The organism is Arthrobacter sp. AL12, assembly GCF_029960645.1.
Taxonomy (GTDB): domain Bacteria; phylum Actinomycetota; class Actinomycetes; order Actinomycetales; family Micrococcaceae; genus Arthrobacter.
Window position 1 is genome coordinate 539,829 of record NZ_JASBQY010000001.1, and the last position, 19,014, is coordinate 558,842.

Annotated in this window: 15 protein-coding genes; 9 read left to right on the top strand and 6 right to left on the bottom strand. The window is 62.6% G+C overall.

All coding sequences use genetic code 11. From position 1 onward, the window contains the following. Window positions 1–5 precede the first annotated feature (5 nt). The 6 genes from gyrB to dnaA all read right to left on the bottom strand — a co-directional run bounded on the left by gyrB (window position 6) and on the right by dnaA (window position 8,396). Complete coding sequence (gyrB, locus tag QK291_RS02605; protein ID WP_282378820.1) at window positions 6–2,090, bottom strand: DNA topoisomerase (ATP-hydrolyzing) subunit B; 2,085 nt, start codon at window positions 2,088–2,090, stop codon at window positions 6–8. 434 nt (window positions 2,091–2,524) lie between these two features. After that, window positions 2,525–3,088 (bottom strand): DciA family protein, encoded by a 564-nt coding sequence (locus QK291_RS02610; RefSeq protein ID WP_282378823.1) that lies wholly within the window; start codon window positions 3,086–3,088, stop codon window positions 2,525–2,527. Next, window positions 3,085–4,311, bottom strand: a complete 1,227-nt coding sequence (recF, locus tag QK291_RS02615; protein ID WP_282378825.1) for a DNA replication/repair protein RecF — start codon at window positions 4,309–4,311, stop codon at window positions 3,085–3,087. Before recF ends, QK291_RS02610 begins: the two co-directional genes overlap by 4 nt. Before the next feature lie 26 nt (window positions 4,312–4,337). After that, window positions 4,338–5,222 (bottom strand): phosphogluconate dehydrogenase (NAD(+)-dependent, decarboxylating), encoded by an 885-nt coding sequence (gene gnd / locus QK291_RS02620; protein ID WP_282378827.1) that lies wholly within the window; start codon window positions 5,220–5,222, stop codon window positions 4,338–4,340. Window positions 5,223–5,317: 95 nt separating this feature from the next. Beyond that, the gene (dnaN, locus tag QK291_RS02625; protein ID WP_282378829.1) at window positions 5,318–6,442 is read right to left on the bottom strand and encodes a DNA polymerase III subunit beta; all 1,125 of its coding nucleotides are present in this window, start codon (window positions 6,440–6,442) and stop codon (window positions 5,318–5,320) included. A 532-nt stretch (window positions 6,443–6,974) separates the two neighbouring features. Then, window positions 6,975–8,396, bottom strand: a complete 1,422-nt coding sequence (dnaA, locus tag QK291_RS02630) for a chromosomal replication initiator protein DnaA (protein WP_282378832.1) — start codon at window positions 8,394–8,396, stop codon at window positions 6,975–6,977. Between the two features lie 463 nt (window positions 8,397–8,859). Here dnaA and rpmH point away from each other — a divergent pair, with 463 nt between their 5' ends. The 9 genes from rpmH (at window position 8,860) to QK291_RS02675 (ending at window position 16,819) form a co-directional block, all read left to right on the top strand. Continuing rightward, on the top strand, window positions 8,860–8,997 hold the full coding sequence (gene rpmH / locus QK291_RS02635; protein ID WP_062008104.1) for a 50S ribosomal protein L34: 138 nt from the start codon (window positions 8,860–8,862) through the stop codon (window positions 8,995–8,997). 41 nt (window positions 8,998–9,038) lie between these two features. Beyond that, the gene (rnpA, locus tag QK291_RS02640; RefSeq protein ID WP_282378844.1) at window positions 9,039–9,449 is read left to right on the top strand and encodes a ribonuclease P protein component; all 411 of its coding nucleotides are present in this window, start codon (window positions 9,039–9,041) and stop codon (window positions 9,447–9,449) included. Then, window positions 9,442–9,837 (top strand): membrane protein insertion efficiency factor YidD, encoded by a 396-nt coding sequence (gene yidD / locus QK291_RS02645; RefSeq protein ID WP_282378847.1) that lies wholly within the window; start codon window positions 9,442–9,444, stop codon window positions 9,835–9,837. The genes rnpA and yidD overlap by 8 nt, the downstream gene beginning before the upstream one ends. A 16-nt stretch (window positions 9,838–9,853) precedes the next feature. Continuing rightward, complete coding sequence (gene yidC / locus QK291_RS02650) at window positions 9,854–10,834, top strand: membrane protein insertase YidC (protein WP_282378850.1); 981 nt, start codon at window positions 9,854–9,856, stop codon at window positions 10,832–10,834. After that, window positions 10,834–11,451 (top strand): R3H domain-containing nucleic acid-binding protein, encoded by a 618-nt coding sequence (locus QK291_RS02655; protein ID WP_282378853.1) that lies wholly within the window; start codon window positions 10,834–10,836, stop codon window positions 11,449–11,451. Before yidC ends, QK291_RS02655 begins: the two co-directional genes overlap by 1 nt. A 16-nt stretch (window positions 11,452–11,467) precedes the next feature. Continuing rightward, on the top strand, window positions 11,468–12,118 hold the full coding sequence (gene rsmG / locus QK291_RS02660) for a 16S rRNA (guanine(527)-N(7))-methyltransferase RsmG (protein ID WP_282378855.1): 651 nt from the start codon (window positions 11,468–11,470) through the stop codon (window positions 12,116–12,118). Window positions 12,119–12,204: 86 nt separating this feature from the next. Continuing rightward, the gene (locus QK291_RS02665; RefSeq protein WP_282378858.1) at window positions 12,205–13,272 is read left to right on the top strand and encodes an AAA family ATPase; all 1,068 of its coding nucleotides are present in this window, start codon (window positions 12,205–12,207) and stop codon (window positions 13,270–13,272) included. Between the two features lie 68 nt (window positions 13,273–13,340). Continuing rightward, a complete protein-coding gene (locus QK291_RS02670; protein WP_282378861.1) occupies window positions 13,341–14,573 on the top strand; it encodes a ParB/RepB/Spo0J family partition protein in 1,233 nt (410 codons plus the stop codon). Between the two features lie 2,084 nt (window positions 14,574–16,657). Further along, complete coding sequence (locus QK291_RS02675) at window positions 16,658–16,819, top strand: hypothetical protein (RefSeq protein ID WP_282378864.1); 162 nt, start codon at window positions 16,658–16,660, stop codon at window positions 16,817–16,819. The last annotated feature ends 2,195 nt before the right edge of the window (window positions 16,820–19,014 follow it).

Below are 19,014 nucleotides of genomic sequence, written 5' to 3' on the forward strand. Positions count from 1 at the left end.
GGCCGCTAGATATCGAGGAACCGAACGTCCTTGGCGTTCTGTTGAATGAAGTTTCGGCGTGATTCGACGTCTTCGCCCATCAGGGTGGAGAAGGTCTGGTCCGCGGCCAAGGCGTCGTCCATGGTGACCTGCAGCAGGGTGCGGTGATCGGGGTCCATGGTGGTGTCCCACAGTTCCGTGTAGTCCATCTCGCCGAGGCCCTTGTAGCGCTGGATGCCGTTGTCCTTGGGGATGCGGCGGCCGGCGGCCTGACCGGACAGCAGCCGCGCGTCGCGTTCCCGGTCGCTGTAGACGTAGTCGTGCGGGGCATTGGACCACTTAATCCGGTACAGCGGAGGCTGCGCGAGGTAGACGTAGCCGTTCTCGATCAGCGGGCGCATGTAGCGGAACAGCAGGGTCATCAGCAGGGTGGTGATGTGCTGGCCGTCGACGTCGGCATCGGCCATGAGGACGATCTTGTGGTAGCGCAGTTTACTCAGGTCGAAGTCCTCGCCGATCCCCGTACCGAACGCGGTAATCATGGACTGGACCTCGGTGTTGCCGAGGGCCTTGTCCAGCCGGGCCCGTTCCACGTTCAGGATCTTGCCGCGCAACGGCAGGATGGCCTGGGTTTCCGGGTTGCGGCCGCGTTTGGCCGAGCCGCCGGCGGAGTCGCCCTCCACGATGTAGACCTCGCACTTCTCGGGGTTTTTCGAGGAGCAGTCGGAGAGTTTGCCGGGCATGCCGAAGGATTCCAGCGGGCTCTTGCGGCGGGCGTTGTCGCGGGCCTTGCGCGCTGCCATCCGCGCCTGGGCCGCCGAGATGGCCTTGCGGATGACGTCGCGGGCCGGGCCGGGGTTGCGTTCGAGCCAGTCGCCCAGTCCGTCCGTGACGACGCGCTGGACGAAGCCCTTCACCTCGGAGTTGCCGAGTTTAGTCTTGGTCTGGCCCTCGAACTGCGGCTCGGCCAGCTTGACCGAGATGACGGCCGTGAGGCCTTCGCGGATGTCGTCCCCGGTGAGGTTGTCATCCTTTTCCCTGATGATGCTCTTCTCCCGCGCGTAGCGGTTGATCAGCGAGGTCATTGCGGCGCGGAACCCCTCTTCGTGGGTGCCGCCCTCGTGGGTATTTATGGTGTTGGCGTAGGTATGGACGCTCTCCGAGTAGGCGTTCGTCCACTGCATCGCCATTTCCAGGGCGATGTGACGTTCCTTATCCTCGGTTTCGAACGCGATGACGTCCTCGTGGACCACATCGACCTTCTTGCCGGAGTTGAGGTGTTTCACGTAGTCCAGCAGACCGTCGTCGTACTGGTAGACGACGGTGTGGAACTCGGCCGGGACCTCACCTTCGGTCGGTACGGCGTCGAGGTCCAGGTCCGCGTCGGCGGACGGTTCCTCAGTGGCGCGCCGCTCGTCGGTGAGCGTGATCCGCAGTCCCTTGTTCAGGAAGGCCATCTGCTGGAAGCGCGCGCGGAGCGTTTCGAAATCGAAATCCGTTGACTCGAAGATGCTGGCATCCGGGTAGAACGTCTGGGTGGTGCCGGTTTCAGTTGCCTCTTCACCCCGGACCAGGCCGCCCTGCGGTTTGCCGCCGTCGGCGAAGGACATCCGCCAGACGTGGCCCTGCCGGCGGACCTCGGTGTCGACGCGGCTCGAAAGGGCGTTGACAACGGAGATGCCCACGCCGTGCAGGCCGCCGGATACGGCGTAGCCGCCTCCGCCGAACTTGCCGCCCGCGTGCAGGATGGTCATTACGACCTCCACGGTGGGCTTGTGCTCGGTCGGGTGCATGTCAACGGGAATGCCGCGGCCGTTGTCGACCACCTTGACCCCCCCGTCCGCCTGCAGCACGATTTCGATGTGGGTGCAGTACCCGGCGAGGGCCTCGTCCACCGAGTTGTCCACAACTTCATAGACCAGGTGGTGCAAACCGCGCGGCCCGGTGGAACCGATGTACATGCCGGGACGCTTCCGGACAGCTTCCAGGCCTTCGAGCACCGTGATGTCGCTGGCGCCGTAGCCGTGGGGAGTTGCGGCTTCCGGCGGGGTGTCCGCCGTTCCCGCCCCTACTGTTTCCACTGCCGGGATCTCTGCATTGTCGTTAGCCACAGGCGCTTTCGACTCCTCTTTTTCGTTATAGGCCGGCCGTTGCCCCTTCCCGGAGGAAACAGCCACAGCCAACGGGCACGTCACTGATGCCACCGGTGGTAATGCTGGCTCGAGGATCCGTCTACCGCACGCGGATATTGCGTCGGAAACGGACTCAGTCAACGTTTCACCGGCGCCCAGTTATCTTCCACGATTCTACCGTGCTATAGGGGCTAAACCCGCATTCCAGCGGGCCAAACGGGGAGGAAAGTACCGCTGGGAGGCCACAGGCTCCACCTGCAAGGCTCCAGGACTACCGGATGCGGGTTCCTATACGACACCGGCGCGTCTGAGCGCCCTACACGCCGTTTGCCGTTTTTTCAAGACTTTTGCAAGGAGTGCTTCAGATCCGGCGCTGCCGGGGCCCGCGGACCCCAGGGCAGCGCCATCCGCAGTTACCCGTATGTGTCCCGGGGGCCGCGTCCGTTGACGGTCCGACCACCCTTGCGCCAGCTCGGCGCGGCAGGTCCGAGGACCTGGATCTTGGTCACGACGCCGCCGCCGAGTTCGGTGCGGAATTTTTCCAACAGGCTCAGGCTGAGCAGGCGCAGCTGTGTTGCCCAGGCGGTGGAATCACAGCGGACGTGGAGGGTCGTGTCGGTAAAACTCTCCGGGGTGCAGTGGGCGGAAATCTCCGGTCCCACGAGTGTTGCCCACTCGGCCATCACCGACCCGACGGCGACCGGGGAACTCCAGCCGCGCTCCGCGACGAGACGGCCCACCACTTTGCCGAGCCCCATCGGGTCCCGGCCGGTGCCGTGGAATTGTCCGAAGCCGCGGGTGCTGCCGGAACTCCGGCCGGTCTTCTGCGGGGTGCTGCCTGGCCGCGGCGGGGCCTTGCGCCGGATTTCGCCGCGGGACGCAGCCGCCTCGCGCATCCTATTCAGGGCCGACTGGGCGGCGTCGATGTCGTCGGGATCGCGGCCCGGCTGCAGTCCGCCGTCGGTATCCTTATTCATCGATCTTCCCGTTCATCGATTCCTCCCGGGATTACCTTCACCCGCCGCCCGGCCAGTTCGGCCGGGATATCATCCTCGACGGCGGCAGTCACGAGCACCTGTTCGGCCCCGGATACTATTGCGGCCAGTTTACGCCGCCGCTGGACGTCAAGCTCGGCAAAAACGTCGTCCAGGATCAGGATCGGGGCGGATCCGCCGGTGCGGGCGTCGTCGAGCATCACATAGTACGAGGCCAGCCGCAAGGACAGGCACATGGACCAGGTTTCACCATGGGAGGCATACCCCTTCGCGGGGGCCTCGCCCAGGACCAGCTCGAGCTCGTCGCGGTGCGGGCCGACGAGGGAGATTCCGCGGTCCAATTCCTTGCGCCGTGAGGAGGCGAAGGCCTGGACGTAGCGTTCGGTGAGTTCGTCGACGGAGAGCAGCCGGAGGTCCTCGGCGGCGTCGGGGCCAGCGGCAGAACCGGACCCGGATCCGCCACGCAAGGCGGCGGCCGGAGCCGTGCCGTCGTCCTCCACGGAACCCTGCAGGGTGGAGCGGTAGATGGCTCCCGCTTCCTTGGACCGATCAGTCAGTTGGGCGTAGGAGTTCCTCAGGTGCGGCCGGAGCCGTTCCACCAGTTCCAGCCGAGCATGCAGCAGCTCGGCGCCCGCCCGGGCCATGTGCTGGTCCCAAACATCCAGGGTGGCCTCATGCCCCGTGCTGAATTTTCCGGCGCGGGCGGACTTCAACAGCGCGTTGCGCTGCTTCAACACCCGGTCGTAATCGCTTCGGGTGGCCGCGTGCCGCGGGATGAGGCTGACCAGGAGCTCATCGAGGAAACGGCGCCGGCTGGACGGATCGCCCTTGACCAGGGCCAGGTCCTCCGGAGCGAACAGGACCGTCTGGCAGATCCCCAGGATGTCCCGGGCCCGGACCGGATTGCTGCGGTTGATCCGGGCGCGGTTGGTGCGGGAACTGTTGATTTCCAGTTCGAGCACGGTTGACTGTTCGCCGCGGACCAGTTTCGCGCGGATCACGGCCCGTTCAGTGCCGAACCGCAGCAGCGGCGCATCGGAACTGACCCGGTGTGAACTGAGCGTGGCCAGGTAGCCGATGGCTTCCATCAGGTTGGTTTTGCCGATGCCGTTTGAGCCGACCAGCACCGTAACCCCGGGTTCCAGGCTCAGTTCCACCTGTTCATAACTGCGGAAATCTGTGAGCGAAAGTTGTTCTAGGTACACGCCGGGTTCAGGACTTCAGGGCAGGACTACTTGGCCGGGCGGGTGGCATGCCCGCCGAACTGGTGGCGCAGCGCGGAAACCATCTTCATCGCCGGGGAGTTGTCCTCACGGGAGGAGAATCGGGCAAAGAGTGCTGCCGTGATGGCCGGGGCCGGCACGGCGTTGGCGATGGCCTCTTCCACCGTCCAGCGGCCTTCACCGGAATCCTCGACGTAGTCGTCAATCGATTCCAGGCCGGGGTCCTCATCGAGGGCCTTGACCATGAGGTCCAGCAGCCAGGACCGGACGACGGTGCCCTTCTGCCAGGCCCGGAACGTGCCGGGAAGGTCGGTGACGATGTCCTTGGCGGCCAGGAGTTCGTAACCTTCGGCGTAGGCCTGCATGAGCCCGTATTCGATGCCATTGTGGACCATTTTGGCGTAGTGGCCGGCGCCGGTCCCGCCGACGTGGACGAAGCTGTCGGCGCGGTCACCCTCGGGGCGAAGGGCGTCAAAAACCGGCATCGCCCGTTCGATGTCCGCGGCGTCGCCGCCGGCCATCAGCCCGTAGCCGTTCTGCAGTCCCCAGACGCCGCCGGACACCCCGCAGTCGGCGAAACGGATGTCCTTTTCCGCCAGTGCAGCCCCGTGTTTCTGGTCCTCCGTGAAGCGTGAGTTGCCGCCGTCGATAACCAGGTCGCCGGCGTCGAGCTTGCCGCCGAGTTCGGTGATCACGGCGTCGGTGATCTCGCCGGCGGGCACCATCACCCAGATCAGACGCGGGGCAGGCACGGCGGCGATCAGTTCGTCCACGCTCGTGACGTCGGTAACCTCGGGGTTGCGATCAAAACCGGTGACGACGATTCCACGCTTGCGCAGCCGTTCGCGCATGTTGAAACCCATTTTTCCAAGGCCGATCAGTCCGATGTGCACTTAGATGAACTCATTTCTGCGCTGGGGTGTTTCAAGGGATGGCGTCAGCCAGCGGGGCCCAGCTGCTCCATAAAATCAACGGAAACAGCTGCCGGCTAGTTGGGCAGGCGGACCGGCATGACGAGGTAACGGTAATCGCCTTGGTCCTCGCCGTCGGCCTCCTGCTGGGCCGTGATCATGGCCGGCTTGGGGGCACTGGTGAAGGAGAAACGCACAAACCTGGTCTCGATGACACTCAGGCCCTCGATCAGATAGTGCGGGTTGAAGGCAACGGTGATGTCATCGCCGGTGAGCTGGGCTTCAAGTTCTTCCGAGGCCTGCGCGTCTTCGCCGGTTCCGGCGTCGAGGTGCAGCTGGCCCTGGGTGAAGGCGAGCCGGACCGGGGTGTTGCGTTCGGCCACGAGCGAGACGCGGCGCACGGCCTCGACCAGTTCCGAGGTCTGCACCGTCGCGTGGATCGGGGTGGATTCGGGGAAGAGTGAGCGGATCTTGGGGTAGTCCCCGTCAACCAGAAGCGACGTCGTAGTGCGGCCGCCGCTTTCGAAACCGATAAGCCGGCTGTCGTCTTCGGCGAGGGCAAGATTGATGTCGCCGCTTCCTCCCAGGGTCTTCGCGACTTCGTTGAGCGTCTTGGCCTTGACCAGTGCGCTGGTGGAGATGCCCGGGGTGACGGGCTTCCACGGAACCTCGCGCATGGCGAGCCGGTAGCGGTCGGTGGCCAGCAGTGTGATGAGGTCGTCTTCGATCTCCATCCTCACGCCGGTGAGGATCGGCAGGGTGTCGTCCTTGCTCGCCGCGATGATCACCTGGGACACAGCCTGGGCGAACGAGTCGCCGGGGACGGTGCCGCTGATTGGCGGCAACGCCGGCAGCGGCGGGTATTCGGCTTCCGGCATGGTGGCCAGGTGGAAGCTGCTTCGCCGGCAGCTCAGGGTGACTTTGTTTCCCTCGGTTTCGATGTCGACTGGTGCGGACGGCAGGCTGCGGCAGATTTCGGCCAGCAGGCGTCCCGAGACCAGGATTGTGCCCTCGGTGGTGATGTCAGCAGCGATTTCAAGCCTGGCGGAAGTTTCGTAGTCGAAGCTCGAGAGGCTGACGGTACCGTTTTCGGCCTTGAGGAGCAGGCCGGAAAGGACGGGTACCGGCGGCCGCGGAGACAACGACCGGGCGGCCCAGGTCACGGCTTCTGCCAGGACGTCCCGCTCGACTCTGAACTTCACGGAAGGGTGCCGCCTTTCATTGCTGCTGTCATCGCTGTTTGCCGGGCCATGGGCCCGGCAGGGAATCACAAAAGATGTCCAGGACGGACACACTGCAGACAGCTTAGCCGCAAGAAGTGTGATTCTCCCATCCCCGGGTTACATCCGTGTGGTTCGGCCCAGCCGGCCCGGTGCTGGTTTCCGGCCGGGGGTCCGGGACGGTCCTGGCTGTCTGCGGGTGTCGATCGAAGTTGTTATTTGAGGGAATTTCATTTTCTAGGGATTAGTAGTGTTAATAACTGCTGTGGATACTGTGGATAACCCTGTTTGGCGGTGCGATTCCGGGGTTGAGCCCTGTTCATGGACTGTGGGTGGAGCAGGTTTTAAACAGGGTGTGGATGGGGATAACATTTTTGGCCGTGCCGCTGATCCACAGGCGCCTTAAGGGTTTTAAGCCCATTAACCGCAGTTGTCCCCTTAACTATCCACAGGCTTGTCCACAGGTGCCTGTTAATAAGGTAGGAGTGCGCGGCTGGTCAGGTCAGGAATCAGATCAGGAATTACGCTGCTGCTGCTTGATCCGGTTGGTCAGCTCGGTCACCTGGTTGTAGATCACTCGGCGCTCTGCCATCAGCTCACGGATCTTGCGGTCTGCGTGGATGACCGTGGTGTGGTCCCGGCCGCCGAGCTCCTGCCCGATTTTGGGGAGGGACATGTCGGTGAGTTCGCGGCACAGGTACATTGCGATCTGTCGGGCGGTCACCAGGGTCCTGGTCCTGGACTTGCTGCAGAGTTCTTCCATGCTGAGCTTGAAGTAGTCGGCGGTCTGGGTGAGGATCTGCGCGGAGGTGATTTCCTGGGCCCCGTCATCGGTGATGAGGTCCTTGAGCACCATCTCGGCCAGGGCGACGTCGACCGGCTGGCGGTTGAGGCTGGCGAAGGCCGTGACGCGGATCAGCGCGCCCTCGAGTTCGCGGATGTTGCTGGAGATCTTCGAGGCGATGTATTCCAGCGCATCGTCGGGGGCGGACAGACCCTCGCTGAGGGCCTTCTTGCGAAGGATCGCGATCCGGGTTTCGAGTTCCGGCGGCTGGATGTCCGTCAGCAGGCCCCATTCGAACCGTGACTTCATCCGGTCCTCGAAGCCTGCGAGCAGCTTGGGCGGCTGGTCGGAAGTGATGACCACCTGCTTGTTGTTGTTGTGCAGGGCGTTGAAGGTGTGGAAGAACTCCTCCAGCGTCCGGTCCTTGCCGGCCAGGAACTGGATGTCATCAATGAGCAGGACGTCCACGTTGCGGTAGGTCGTCTTGAAGCTGGTGCCTTCATCGTCACGGATGGAGTTGATGAAGTCGTTGGTGAATTCTTCGGAGTTCACGTACCGGACCCGGATCCCGCTGTAGAGCCGGCGGGCATAGTGGCCGATCGCGTGGAGCAGGTGGGTCTTGCCGAGTCCCGAATCACCGTAGATGAAGAGGGGGTTGTAGGCCTTGGCGGGCGCTTCGGCAACCGCGACGGCCGCGGCGTGGGCGAAGCGGTTGGAGGAACCGATCACAAAGGTGTCGAAGACATACTTTGGATTGAGCCGGCCAAATTCGTGGGAGGTGCTGGGCAGCATCGGCTGCGGCTTCAGCTCCACCGAGGGATCGGCCGCCAGGGACAGCTCGACGGCGGGCTCCGGCTCCGTGTGGAGCGGCACCAGATCGGTGTCGACGTCGATCGCGCAACGGATTTCGTCGGAGAACACTCTCCGGAGGGCGTCGTCGAGGGCTTCCTTGACCTGCGTCTGCAGCACTTCGCGGGTGAGTTCATTAGGCACGGCCACCAGCAGGGTGGAACCGATCAGGCCCTGGGCCTGGGCGAGGATGACGAAGCCACGCTGCCGGGGTGACACACGGTGATCGTTCTCCAGCAGGCTTACGACCCGCCGCCAGGAACTTCCGACAGTGTTGGCTTGGTTGGCTTCGTCTACTGTCATCAATCAGTTCCTCAAACTTGCTTGCCTTCATTACCTGCAGCCGCACGGGCCGATCCAGCGCACTGGACCCCGGATAATCCACAGGGTTATGCACAGTCCGTGGATAATGGGCTACTGAGCCACTGTAGGGGATCAAAAGGCCAGAAGATAGCTGGGATCTGTCCTGTGGATAATCACACCGTTGTAGTTCGAAAACGGGGTGCGTGATGCGCTTCATCCACAGGCCGGAGCGGCACTTAGCCACAACTGTGGAAAATGCGCGGCGCGCCCCCCGGTTTGACTCGGGAGGGCGGCAAGCCCTAACGTTGTGAAGTCCCATGTGTACGCTTTTCGCCTCATTTGAATCTCACCCGACGCCCAGCGTCTTGTGAGTCGAGGGAAGCGGCACATACAAAACTTAGCGTCGACCAGTTCTTCCCCTTGATCGGGTGGGCGCACCTTTGATCCCACTGGAGTAACTAACGTGAGCAAGCGGACTTTTCAGCCGAATAACCGCCGTCGAGCCAAGAAGCACGGCTTCCGCCTTCGTATGCGTACCCGTGCCGGCCGTGCCATCCTGGCAGCCCGTCGTGGCAAGGGTCGCATCGAGCTGTCGGCCTAAATAACTGACTCGTCGGTCCACATCCCTGTGCGAGTGTAAAGGTGCTGGCCACCCGCAACCGTCTGAGGACATCAACCGATTTTTCAACAACCGTACGTTCCGGTGTCCGCAATGGACGCCGGAACGTAGTGTTATATACGGCAGCTCTCGCTGCCGATGAACCAAGCCGGATCGGATTCATCGTTTCCAAGAGTGTCGGGAACGCTGTTGTCAGGAACCTCGTTAAGAGGAGACTGAGAGAAGTCGGCGCCTTGTCGTTGCGGCAGCACGGCAGCGGGTTCGCGATCGTGGTCCGGGCCCTGCCCGCCGCGGCGGGTGCCAGCTTCGAGCAGCTTCGGTCAGACTATGACGCCGCCTTGGAAAGCAACATGAAACGGCTGGGCGGCCGCCTTCCGAAGGCTGCTTCTTCAGTTTCTTACGAGACAACACAGGAAGGGACCCCGCGTGCATAACTCAACTGCCGCCGTCGTCCCTCCTGCAAAATCCGCAGCAGTATGGCTTGGCCGGGCAGTCTGGAACTTGCCCCGCAATATCCTCATCCTGTTGCTCCTGGCGTACCGCAAGGTGATCTCACCGCTGTACGGCCAGGTTTGCCGCTTCTTCCCCAGCTGCTCGGCCTACGCCCTTGAGGCGATCACGGTCCACGGTGCGGCCAAGGGAAGCTGGCTGGCGGCCAAGCGTCTGGTGCGCTGCCATCCCTGGAATGCCGGCGGTGTGGACCATGTCCCCGCCGGTAACTGCGAGTGGCCCGCAGGCCGAACCCCCACAATTGTTGTGCTGAACAATCCGGACAAGTACCTGGCTGCTCAGACTGATGGAGAAGGCCGCTCTGCGGCCTAACGAATAGGGATATCGTATGGATTTCTTTGAAACAATCATGTTTCCGTTCAAGTGGCTTGTGTCCGCCATCATGGTGGTCTTCCACGATGGACTGAGCTCCCTCGGCATGCCCGCGGCCAACGGCTGGACGTGGACGCTGTCCATCATCGGGCTGGTGCTGGTGATCCGGGCCGCCCTGATTCCCGTTTTCGTCAAGCAGATCAAGGCCCAGCGCGGCATGCAGCTGCTGCAGCCGGATCTGAAGAAGCTGCAGGACAAATACAAGGGCAAGACCGACCAGCTGTCCCGACAGGCCATGGCCCAGGAACAGATGGCCATGTACAAAAAGCACGGCACCAACCCGTTCTCGGCGTGCCTGCCCATGCTGATCCAGATGCCGTTCTTCTTTGCCCTCTTCACCGTGCTCTCCGGCATTACGACGGCGGCCAACAGCGGCAAGGGCATCGGCGCCATGAGCCACGAGCAGGTGGTTCAGTTCGATGAGTCCAGCATTTTCGGTGCCCCACTATCCGCCACGCTGCTGCACGGCACCCCTCCCGGCGGCAACGAGGTTTCGGTGTGGATCCTCTCGATCGTGATGATCCTGGCCATGACGGCCTCGCAGTTCATCACGCAGAAGCAGATCATGGCCAAGAACATGTCCGAAGAGGCGATGGCCAGCCCGTTCATGAAACAGCAGAAGATGATGCTCTACATCCTGCCGGTCGTCTTCGGCGTGGGCGGCATCAACTTCCCCATCGGCGTCCTGATCTACTGGACCACCACCAACCTCTGGACCATGGCGCAGCAGTTCTTCGTGATCCGCCGCATGCCGACGCCGGGATCCCCCGCCGCGAAGGCCCTGGCCGAACGCCGTGCCGCCAAGGGTCTGCCGGCGCTGCCCCTGTCGGGCGCCAAAAAAGCAGAGGCCGAGGCCGCTGAGGCCGCCGCCGCCGCGGCCCTGTTGGCCAAGAGCCAGCGCGTCCAGCCACAACGCAAGAACAGGAAGAGGAAATAATGTCCGCCGAGAGCACCGAACACGCTATTTCCACGGAAGCCATCGAAGCGCAGGACGACGCCCTGAGTGCGGTCCAGGATAACGAGCAGAACGTTGACTCGGACGCCGGCGCTGGAGGGTCTGAGGGTTCCGAGGGCGAGGGCACCTCCGCCAGCCGTCTGGAAGAAGAAGGCGACGTCGCAGCGGACTACCTTGAGGAACTGCTGGACATTGCCGATATCGACGGCGACATTGACATTGAAGTACGCAACGGCCGCACGTACATCTCGATCGTCGCTGAGGAAGAGTCAGCGGGCCTTGACAGCCTCATAGGCAAGGACGGCGAAGTCCTCGAGGCCCTGCAGGAACTGACCCGGCTTGCTGTGCTTTCCGCGACGGAAAACCGTTCCCGGCTGGTGCTGGATATCAGCGGCTACCGCTCCGAGCGGGCCGGCGAGCTGCAGAAGATTGCGGAGGATGCCGTCACTTCCGTGAAGGAATCCGGCGAGACCGTGGCTCTGGAGCCGATGAGCGCCTACGAACGGAAAATCGTGCACGATGCCGTTGCCGATTTGGGGCTCATCAGCGAGTCCGAAGGCGAAGGCGCCGACCGCCACATCGTCGTTTCCGCAGAGTGAAACCGCGGATAGCTTGATGGTTGAAATTACCCCCGCCGAACTGCAGGCAGCCGAGAAGATCTTTGGGGATCGGCTGGACCTGGCCAAGCGCTATGTGGAACACCTGGCCACATCCGGAACGGAACGGGGCCTGATCGGGCCCCGCGAAGTGCCCCGGCTGTGGAGCCGGCACGTGCTGAATTGTGCCGTCATCGAGAGCCAGATTGCCCAGGGAAGCCATGTGGCCGACGTCGGCAGCGGAGCCGGCCTTCCCGGGTTGTGCCTGGCCATTGCCCGGCCGGATCTGGAACTGACCCTGATCGAACCCCTCGAACGCCGTGTTATCTGGCTCCAGGAAGTCGTGGACGACCTCGGACTCGACAACGTCACCATCATGCGCACCCGCGCCGAGCTGGCGGTTGGTAAGGTGAACGCCGATGTTGTCACGGCACGCGCCGTTTCCGCCCTCTCCAATCTCGCAGGACTGACTATTCCTCTGCTGGCGGGCAAAGGTGAAGTTATCGCGATCAAAGGGCGCAGCGCCGGCGAGGAAATCGAAAAAGCCGCAAAGGTGATCCGGAAGCTTGGCGGTAAGCAGACTTCCGTTGTACTGGTGGGTGAGGACCTCCTCGAAGAACCCACAACTGTTGTCCGAATCGTTGTGAATAAGCCTCAAAAGATTGCCTAGCCTCAGCCCGTTGCCCTTGGACGCCAAGGGTAAGAGGTTAGGCTAGTAACCGGCAGAAAGAGCCGAACGAGAGTGAGTGTGTCACAGTGACCAGTAGCGAAGCCTCCACACGACGGATTCCCCCGTTTGTGTCCCTGGGGTCCGCACGGGCTTTCGCTGCGCCCGCGGTTGCTCCCGCTTACACCGGAAATCGCACGGTATCGGTTGCGAAGAACACTGGCATGGCGGGCGTTTCACGTGAAACATCTGTTGCCTCTCCCGCGAATGTACTGGAGTCCATCGACGATTCCAGCCCCATCGCCCGCGAGCTCGCCCGTGAAAACAAACGCCGGGAACGCCTTCTGGGTCGCGAACTTCCGAAGCCGGAGAAGACCCGGATCTTCACCGTCTCCAACCAGAAGGGCGGAGTCGGCAAAACGACCACCACGGTCAACATTGCCGCCGCCCTGGCAGCTGCAGGCTTGAATGTGCTGGTCATCGACATCGATCCGCAGGGCAACGCGTCGACTGCCCTCGGAATTGAACACCACGCCGACGTTGACAGCATTTACGACGTGCTCATCAACGACATCCCGTTGCGGGACGTTGTGGCACCCTGCCCGGACATCGCCAAGCTGATCTGCGCACCTGCCACCATCCACCTCGCCGGCGCCGAGATCGAGCTGGTCAGCCTCGTTGCCCGCGAGCAGCGCCTCCGCCGTGCGATTGACGTGTACGCCACGGAGCGGGCGAAGAACGGTGAGGAGCGGCTTGACTACATCTTCATCGACTGCCCGCCCAGCTTGGGGCTGCTGACCGTCAACGCCTTCTGTGCAGCCAGCGAGGTGCTCATCCCGATCCAGTGCGAGTACTACGCCCTTGAGGGCCTGAGCCAGCTGCTGAAGAACATCGAAATGATCCAGAAGCACTTGAATGCGGATCTGGTAGTTTCCACAATTCTCTTGACCATGTACGACGGCCGCACCAACCTTGCTGCCCAGGTGGCAGCAGAGGTACGGGAACACTTCCCCGAGCAGGTCCTCGGCGCCGTCGTCCCCCGTTCGGTGCGCATTTCCGAAGCTCCTAGCTACCAGCAGACCGTGATGACTTACGATCCCTCATCCAGCGGTGCCCTGTCCTATCTGGAAGCCGCAGCCGAAATCGCGGAACGTTAGAATCTTTTCGAGAATTGCACTAGCTAGAGCCCGGTGCTGCCAGGCTCTTCCAATGGAGGGATTTATCCATGAGCGATAAGCGACGCGGCCTCGGCCGTGGACTTGGGGCACTCATTCCAAGTTCCGCTGCGGCTGCCGGCAACGGTTCAGCGCCGTCCCGTCCCGTGGATCTGTTCTTTCCGGAGGCCCGAAAGCGGACACCGGCAGCAGAGGCCGCGGCCACGGTGGAACACGCCAGAGTCCCCGAGGGGGAAGAAACTGCAAAGCCGCAGTCGCCCGCATCTACGCCGGCACCGGAGGGGCCCTCCTCCAACGGGCCGGACGCGAAGACTGTACCCGAGGCAGAAGAGACAACGGTACGGAAGACATCTGCGGCCAAGGGTAAGACGCCGGCGGGAGCATCAGCTACGCCTGCCGCACAGAAGGCGGCAGCCGGCGTGCCGGTTCCCTCGACGGAGGATCGGGGTGTCGACCTCGTCGAGGTACCCGGCGTCCGCTTTGCCGAAATCGCGGTCACCGACATCCACCCCAACCGCAAGCAGCCGCGCTCAGTCTTCGATGAGGACGACATGGCGGAGCTGGTTCACTCGGTTCGTGAAATCGGTGTCCTCCAGCCAATTGTTGTCCGCACTTCAACTGAAGAAGGTGGAGAACCCTACGAGCTCGTCATGGGCGAGCGTCGCTGGCGGGCAGTACAGGCCGCGGGACTTGAAACCATCCCCGCCATCGTCCGAGACACGACCGATGACGACCTCCTCCGTGATGCCCTTCTGGAGAACCTGCACCGGAGCCAGCTGAACCCCCTCGAAGAGGCCGCCGCATACCAGCAGCTCCTGGAGGACTTCGGCACCACCCACGAACAACTGGCCGACCGAATCGGTCGTTCACGCCCCCAGGTGTCCAATACGCTCCGGCTGCTGAAGCTGCCGCCGCTGGTCCAGCGCCGTGTGGCCGCCAGTGTGATCTCTGCCGGACACGCCCGCGCACTCCTGGCACTCCCGGATGCTGCCGCCATGGAACGCCTGGCGCAGAAAATCGTGGCCGAAGGCATGTCGGTCCGCGCGACCGAAGAGGCCGTGACGCTCTACCAAAATCCGTCGGGGACGCCGAAAAACAACATTCCGCGTCCCGGGGCCCGGCACGAGCGACTGGACTACCTGGCCTCTTCGCTCTCGGACCGGCTCGACACCAACGTAAAGATCTCCCTCGGTGCACGCAAGGGGCGAGTCAGCATCGAGTTCGCGAGCGTGGAGGACCTTAACCGGATCATGGATGTCTTGTCGCCGGGAGCCTCCAGCTGACCCACCACATCGTCGAAGGGACCTGTTTCACGTGAAACAGGTCCCTTTGTTGTTGGCTGGGTTATGTCCGCTGCCGTGAGGCGCCGTTTTCGTCCACGCTGCATGCCCGATCGTGCCAAGGTAGCCGGACTGCCAGCTTGAGGGATTCCTGCCAACCGGGGGTCGGTGGCGGCAGACTGCATCCCAGGTTGTTATGCAAGGGTATGCATCACCGCAGGCTACGAACCGTTGGTCCGTCACTGATCCCTTAATCTGGTCCACTCAGGAGGAACAGGGATCCTCTTGTTTCACGTGAAACAAGAAGGGACCCACCGACTTGGCGAAGACACGCTTCGCGGGAGTTTCCACCTCTCCGGAGCCGGCAAGGGAAACTCCGCAGGTGGTGAGTGCGTTCCGGATCGGTATCCTTCGGAACATGACGTGCAATTCGGCTGGCGGGTTCAGCCCGGTGTCGGGCATGGAATTGGATGAACCCCTGCCTATTTCGGGGGAATTGACAGGCAGGAGCATGAGCAGCACCTCCAACAGGTTCCTACCAGGGCGCTTCCTGGCACACAAATTGATCCCTAGCGGTATTTGTTCCTTGCACCGCATGGGCGGACGTGCGTATATACCGGCCAATTGTGAGAGAACGGTGGGCATCGCTGCAGGATGGCAACATAGACGGGCCACTAGATGGTTGCCGGGGCTGTCGCAACACTCGATGAGCCCCCCAGTTTGGTCTCCAGTCCCCTACTGCCTTGTCATTGAGTACGAGAGTTTCCCAGTCTTCCTCTTTGTCACCCTCGAGGCGGTTGTTTAGGCTGGACGGGTATCCGCTTTGTTTCACGTGAAACAAAGCGGCACCCGACCGGTCGTTGGAATTGGGGCCCGGCGCCTGGAAGGCCGTAGTGAAGTGAGACGTCACCGAGGGGGCAGACAACAATCACAGCACCGAGTCTGGCCGACGGAGACAGAGTGGCGGTTCGTAGACGGCCAAGAACCTTCCTCGTTTCCGGGAGTGGAGCCAAACTCGCCATGGTGCGGTCGGCAAGCCCCGCCGGGCGCGTACACCTTCGTAGGTTAAGGGTGAGTTTGGCGCTCGATCTAGAGAACGGGAACGAGGTGTGTTCAAGGGTGTGGGTACGTGGGTACGTGGGTACGTGGGTACGTGGGTACGGTGGGTTTCACGTGAAACATCCAGTGATGTTGGCCTTCGATAGGAGCAGGTACCGGCGGCCCTAGCGCTCCTGGACGGCGCTCCAGTCGGGTCCGACTCAGGCGCGACCGGGGCCGGCGCGGCCACCCAGCGGCTGCCAGCGCAGCTTGGAACGGCTCCTACGCCTGAATGTCGCGGATACAGACACTGACTCCCCGGAAAGGATCCGAGGGAGCCCGGAGCCCCTTATGTGGGCCGAGAACAGTCGGCTACTTCTCGAGCTCTTGGTTCCCCGGCGCAAGAGTTTTTCCCTCTACCCACCTTCCAGGGACCCGCATTCATCTGTCTGCTCAGCGCTGCCGGGCTCCGGTCGCCGGCACTGCATGCCATGTCATGGACTGCCACGGCACCGCTGGAGTGCTGTAAAGCGGAAGTAGAGTCACCGCAGGAGCGACCGCTGGCCGCCTTGTTGATGCCACGGCCGCTGTCCGGCCCGCTGACGTCCAACAGGGCTCCGAGGGCATCAGGGGCCCCTGGGCGCCGTTGGTCGCTAAGCCGTGGATCTGAGAATCAGCATGGGGCTTGTTGGAGCTTGGAGAGCCCTCCAGGGCCCCACAGTGGCAGCAAACGACGGACCGGGACGATCATGAAGATCGCGGGAGTTCCGGCCAGCCGCAGGGTGGGGCCCGATTCGAAGGCTGCGCAACGGAGGTGCTGCCGCTGCTGTCCCTTGAGGAAGGGGGCAGCTTGTTAGGAGGCCACTCGGATTCTGTTCGGGAACCGTCTGGTTCCCAGCCGGCCCCCCTCCGCAGGGGACAGCGGGACATCGTCCTGATCGCGGCGGGCAGAAGTTCTGGGAGGTCGAAGAACGGTGCAAATGATGTCGGTGGGTGGTGAGCCCGCCGTGCCCCGACCCAATGAGGCGCCTTCAAGAATCGGGGAATCGGTGGATAAACCGTTGGAAATGGCGGTGGATATTGCTGTGGATAACTTTGTGGATTGGTTCGACCAACGGGTTGGAACGAATGCCCTGGCACTGGGCCAGTGGACGCCGCGTGAACAGCGGAGCCACCTGTTCGACGAAGGACACTTGACCTGTTTCACGTGAAACAATGCCGCGAGCTGAACCGTGAGCTGATTCACGCACGGCCGCGTTCTCTAAATCCCCTGCTGGTGGTTAATTTTTCGGTGATTCATGCAGCATTCGTCCGGTTGATCCAGGTCGCGGTTGTGTCTGCAGTTGAGGATCACCGGCCGCTGGCAGCGCTGCTCCCCAGCGTCCTGATGTGGGAGATGGACTGACTCTCCCGTCCGGGTGCAGGACCGCTGCACGGGGCTGTGATAAATCCCTCATGGTCTGTGGATAACTATGTGCATAACATCTGTGGAAAAACCTGTGGGTAGTGTCCATCGGAGATCCCCCGGGCCAGCTGCAGCAAACGTCCGGCCCTCCGTTTACAGAAACAAAGCAACGGAGGACTGTCCACCTGTACCACCCGGCGACGGCCCACCCTTGCATCTCGGCTCCAGCCGCGGGAGGGCAGCTGAACAACGCCACTCTCTGCACTATGGCTGCCCACCCCTTGCGGAGTTGCCTGCGAGGACTCAAAGCCCTCTGGCTGAGCTCTCCGTCTGCTGGGACGTCAAGAGACGGTTCGTGCAGGCTTCTAAGAGCCGACGCTAGGCGTAGGCAAGATTCTGGTCGGCTCGGAATACCACCCTGTGTCGGGAGAGTCGATCCTGGAGAAGCCACGGGTTCGAGTCCTGGGCTCCTACCCGAAGATCACTTGCTACAGCATCTGCTTTCGTGCAGGGAAACGGCTTCAGCAGCCGGGCCGGCTGCGGCCGGTCCTCCCGTTGTCCCAGGAAGGAGCACTCTAGGGGCGGGATGTCTGGTCCCACGTGGCAGATCACTGGACGGAATGTGGTTCCCTTCGCACGGCGGGAGCTGCGGGTCGCGGCACTCGGTCCGGTGCAGTGCCTTCGCTCGGTGTAGCACGATGTAATCTCTGGGAACTCAGATCCCCTCTCTACGCTCGTTGAAAAGTCGAGGCTTTGCCAGCTGATGTGATGATTGTCGGGTATGGTTCTTGCCTCCTGGGATCGGAAGCCGGCTAGGACTTGCACACCTGCCCCTCCCGGGTACGGCATCCAAGACTGGCCTACCACCTACCACCTGCCGCCCGCCGCCTGCCGTCGTCGGCGGCTGAACGCGGACACAACACCCTTGGCTTGGCAGGGTCCCGCGGGAAATATGGTCTTGGAGCTAGAGACCTGGGGCCTATCTGGTTACCTACATCAACGGGAAGGCAAGATCAGACAGACACGAAGTCCGTGATGGTCCTTGGTGCACCCCGGTCTTGCGCGTCCGGGCGCCCGGACCCTCCTCCGCTCGTACGACCGTTGTGCCTCGAAACCCGTGCGCCTCGACGTCTCTGCCGCCGCGGTGGCGGTGGAGGGCCATAGTGTGTCCTCCACGGCGCGACAAGGCGGCGTGGTGGCTTCCAGGGCAGGTTCAGGCCACAATGGAGACCCTCGTCTGCAGCGGGAACTCCCCCAGCGCGCCGGCATTGCCGCTGGGTGGATGCGAATGATGATGTTTCACGTGAAACGCGCTCATGAGACGCCCAATTCACTGCTCCAAATACCGATGGAGGCATCCCGACGCGAGTGATCCAGCTTAGGCACCCTTAGCGGTGCACAACCCGCGGTTTCCCCTCGGCGTATGCTGGGTTGACCGTCAACAAGGGTGGTTCTTGGTAGGTCCACAAGCAAGCCAAGTAAGATCCGCTATCCACCGGTTTGCGCCGCAGGGTCTAGTTCCGCTCGTAGATGAGAGTCCTGTATCGAATTGCCGGCATGCCATGTGCTGTCTCTTTGGTCCTCTTTTGGCGTCTTTGGGCAGGTCTTTGGGTTCACCGCTTCGTCGAATCGTTTCGTGAAACGCCCCGCAACGCTGCCCGATGCACGATCCTGCTTGAAGGATGTTTCACGTGAAATACGGAGCTGCCGATGCGTCGGGCAGTTGACCTCAGCGCCGTGGTGCTTCCGAGGCACCGAAAGAGGACAACTAGGGGCCTGCGGCGAGGTATTGTTTCACGTGAAACAGCGTTGATACCCCCGGATCGCTGGCACGAGGCGCCAAACCCTTCCGCAACGCTTCGCGGCAACCGCAGTCTGTGCCAGTTATTCGGCAGAGAGGGGACGTTTCACGTGAAACATTGCGCACGCGCTGAGCCGGCGTTCTTCGCGCGCCATCCGGTTTGGATCAAGGGGCGCAGCAGCGGGCCCTGCCGGCGATCC

Bases quoted from the DNA above. Each gene is read 5' to 3' on its own strand.
- QK291_RS02610 (WP_282378823.1), bottom strand. From the start codon at position 3,088: ATGAATAAGGATACCGACGGCGGACTGCAGCCGGGCCGCGATCCCGAC.
- dnaA (WP_282378832.1), bottom strand. From the start codon at position 8,396: ATGACAGTAGACGAAGCCAACCAAGCCAACACTGTCGGAAGTTCCTGG.
- yidC (WP_282378850.1), top strand. From the start codon at position 9,854: ATGGATTTCTTTGAAACAATCATGTTTCCGTTCAAGTGGCTTGTGTCC.
- QK291_RS02655 (WP_282378853.1), top strand. From the start codon at position 10,834: ATGTCCGCCGAGAGCACCGAACACGCTATTTCCACGGAAGCCATCGAA.
- rsmG (WP_282378855.1), top strand. From the start codon at position 11,468: ATGGTTGAAATTACCCCCGCCGAACTGCAGGCAGCCGAGAAGATCTTT.
- QK291_RS02670 (WP_282378861.1), top strand. From the start codon at position 13,341: ATGAGCGATAAGCGACGCGGCCTCGGCCGTGGACTTGGGGCACTCATT.